At 38.1% G+C, this 2,983-nt stretch carries 2 protein-coding genes; both read left to right on the top strand.

Going from position 1 to position 2,983, the window contains the following annotated elements; genetic code table 11:
* The coding region (metK, locus tag QZR70_RS08795; protein WP_295794576.1) for a methionine adenosyltransferase at positions 1–1,139 on the top strand (1,139 nt) is incomplete at its 5' end.
* A 62-nt stretch (positions 1,140–1,201) separates the two neighbouring features.
* A partial coding sequence (gene priA, locus QZR70_RS08790) for a primosomal protein N' (protein WP_295794573.1) occupies positions 1,202–2,983 on the top strand: 1,782 nt, incomplete at its 3' end.

Genomic DNA, 2,983 nt, shown 5'->3' with positions numbered 1-2,983 from the left:
CAGATAAAATAGCTGACCAAATTTCTGATGCTGTTTTGGATGCGATTATTGAAAAAGATCCAACTGCTCGTGTAGCTTGTGAAACTTTAGTTACTACTGGCTTAGTTCATGTAGTAGGCGAAATTTCTACAAACACATATGTGGATATTCCTCGCATCGTACGTGATACTGTTCGAGATATCGGTTATACACGTGCTAAATTTGGTTTTGACTGCGATACTTGTGGTGTTCTAGTTTCTATTGATGAACAATCTGCTGATATTGCTATGGGCGTTGATGAAGCTCTTGAATCTAAAGATGGTAATGGTGAAGCACTTGATAAAATCGGTGCTGGTGACCAAGGTATGATGTTTGGTTATGCATCTAATGAAACACCTGAACTAATGCCTATGCCTATTTCTTTAGCTCATCGTTTATCTCGTCGTCTTACAGAAGTTCGTAAAGATGGCACGTTAACATACCTTCGTCCAGATGGTAAAACTCAAGTTACTGTTGAGTATGTTGATGGTAAACCAAAACGTATTGATACAATCGTTATTTCTACGCAACATAGTCCTGAAGTTACGCAAGAACAAATTAAAGCAGATTTGAAACGCTTTGTTATCGATGCAGCGTTGCCTGCTGAATTTGTTGATGAAAATACAAAATACTTCATCAACCCAACTGGCCGTTTCGTAATCGGTGGCCCTCATGGTGATGCTGGTTTGACTGGCCGTAAAATTATCGTAGATACTTATGGTGGTATGGCTCGTCATGGCGGCGGTGCTTTCTCTGGTAAAGATCCATCTAAGGTAGACCGCTCTGCAGCATATGCTGCTCGTTATGTAGCTAAAAACGTTGTTGCAGCAGGTCTTGCTGATAAATGTGAAGTACAAGTTGCTTACGCAATTGGCGTTGCTCATCCTGTATCTATCTTAGTTGATACTTTTGGTACAGGTCATGTTGAGGAAACTAAAATTCAAGAACTCGTTAAGAAACATTTCGACCTTCGTCCAGCAGGTATTATTGAAATGCTTGATTTGTTAAAACCTCATTATCGCAAAACTGCAGCATATGGTCACTTCGGTAGAACTGATGTAGATTTACCTTGGGAACGTACTGACAAAGCAGCAATTTTAAAAGCTGAAGCTGGCTTATAATACAAAAGGTCTTAGTAGAATTTCTACTGAGACCTTTTATAGTAAATGAAAGGATATAATGTATGCGTGTCGCAAAAGTTATCATCAATAGACCTGCTAAACAACTTCATAAACCGTTAAGCTACTTAATGCCTGAAAAGTTTGGCAATATCTTATCCGGTACACGCGTACTTATTCCTTTAGGCAATAGTCGCGAAGAGGGAATTCTGATTGGCTATGAAGATTTAAGCGAGCCCCCTGAGTTCACATTGCGAAATATTGTTCAAGTATTAGACAATGAACCTTGGTTCACACCTGAAATGATGGATACTGCTCGTCGTTTAAATGAATATTATTTATTCTCTTATGGCGATGCATTGCGTTTATTTACTGTTAATAAAACTCTAAAATCTTATGATGCGCCTAAGGAAGAATGGCTTGTGGTTATACCTACTTTCACGGTAGAACAATTTAGTGAACGAAAAAAGAAACAACGAGAGTTGGCAAAATATTTACTTGAAGTAGGGGGCGCATCAAAAGCTTTATTATTAGCTAAAGGCTTTTCACGTATGGTCATTAAACAAGTGAGTGAAGCTAAGGGGATTACTATTGAATCTAGATTTAAAGCGACAAAGACTACCTTTGATGAACTGTTTACAGCAGAAGTCAATATACCACTAACTGATGCACAACAAGCGGTATATGAGCCTATTCAAGAGGCGATGAATTCACATCAACATAAAACCTTTTTGCTACATGGTGTAACGGGTAGCGGAAAAACTCAACTATATTTAAAAGCTACAGCAAAATGCATTAGTCAAGATAAGACTGCTATTATTCTAGTTCCAGAAATTATACTGACAGATCAAATTGTACGGCGCTTTGTAGAAACCTTTGGTGATGAAGTTGTAGTATTTCATAGTAAGTTAACAGTTCAACAACGCAATAATAACTGGGAGCGTTTACGTCGCAAGGATAGTCATATTATCATTGGTGCACGATCAGCAGTATTTGCTCCAGCTGAGGATCTTGGACTTATCGTAGTAGATGAAGAGCATGATACTTCTTATAAGCAAGAGGACATGGTTCGTTACCATGCTAGAAATGTTGCATTATGGCGTGGGGAAGCACATGGTTGTCCTGTAATACTAGGTTCTGCAACACCATCTGTAACCTCCTATTACAAAGCTAAGCAAGGGGAGTATCATTTGCTTGAATTACCACATCGTATTTTTGAACAACCAATGCCAAAAGTAACTATTGTGGACATGAAGGAAGAAATTCTTCATGGCAACTATTCTGTTTTTTCTGATGCTATGAGTAGCTTAATTCAAAAAACATTGAATGAACATAATCAAATGATTATTCTTTTGAATAGACGTGGTTATAATACCTTTGTTATGTGTAGAGATTGTGGGGAAACTATTATGTGTCCACATTGTGATGTGGCCATGGTGTATCACCAGGCTGGTGAGGAATTACGTTGTCATTATTGTGAACATCATGAACCAATTCCTACGGTATGCCCAAAATGTCATAGCAAACGTATTAAGTTCTTTGGGTCAGGCACACAAAAGGTTGAAGAAGAATTACGACGGTACTTTAAGTCTGCACGTATTGCTCGACTTGATCAAGATGTGACAAAGAATAAGCAATTAGCAGAAGATATTTTACATGATTTTGGGGCTCATAAATATGATATTTTATTGGGAACTCAAATGGTATCAAAAGGGCATGACTTTAAAGATGTAACAGCTGTTGGTATTTTAACGGCTGATTCCGTTTTAAATATTCCTGTATATACTGCATCTGAACGAACTTTTGATCTGCTTACCCAGACTTCTGGTAGGGCTGGTCGAGGTGAT

Source organism: uncultured Veillonella sp. (genome assembly GCF_900545205.1).
Lineage (GTDB): Bacteria > Bacillota > Negativicutes > Veillonellales > Veillonellaceae > Veillonella.
Note: the sequence above shows the minus strand (reverse complement) of the source record. Positions and strands in the feature narration are given on the sequence as shown.